Source organism: Paraburkholderia sp. JHI2823 (genome assembly GCF_038900695.1).
Lineage (GTDB): Bacteria > Pseudomonadota > Gammaproteobacteria > Burkholderiales > Burkholderiaceae > Paraburkholderia > Paraburkholderia mimosarum.
This window is the reverse complement of sequence record NZ_JAYMRY010000209.1, coordinates 1-523: the sequence shown is the minus strand read 5'-3', so window position 1 is coordinate 523 and position 523 is coordinate 1. Positions and strand designations below refer to the sequence as shown.

Annotated in this window: 1 protein-coding gene; it reads right to left on the bottom strand. The window is 44.6% G+C overall.

The genetic code is table 11. The annotated features are described in order from the left end of the window. Positions 1-322 (bottom strand): hypothetical protein (locus VSR34_RS38330; protein WP_342965223.1); only part of this gene is annotated, 322 nt, incomplete at its 3' end. Between the last annotated feature and the right edge of the window lie 201 nt (positions 323-523).

Genomic DNA, 523 nt, shown 5'->3' with positions numbered 1-523 from the left:
GCTTGTATCTGTCAGCAGCAGGAGGGTATTGTTCGTCATTGTAATTCGTCTCGTTGTCAGAGACTGCAGGACTGGGAGCCCCTCCCCCTTGGGGACTGTCTTTCTCTGTAGAGGAAGTAGTTGGATCAGCCTCGTTATGGAGTGTGTTCCCAAACCTGCGTCCAGTATTGAACAACGCAGTCCTCTTCTTCTTCTTCTTCTTTAAGAGCAGAGCCTTCAACTCTTGTTGACCTTGGGCTAGGCTTAGGACCATCTCTTGGAACTGTGCACTTTGGGCTTGAAGGGCCTTGAGTGCTTGCTCACTGGAGGAGTCTGGATTCATGATGACTGTTCAAAATAAACAGTGAAGGAGATTAAGCAACCTGTGAAGTAGGGTACCTGCTATGCATATGGTGCAATGGAATGCGTATGTTTTATGTTTTCAAAGACAAACAAGATTCAACTTTGTAGACAAAAGAGGAACACACTTCATTAGATTAAAGTTTTCAATTGTTCAACAATTTGCCCTTAGGCATTACAGGAA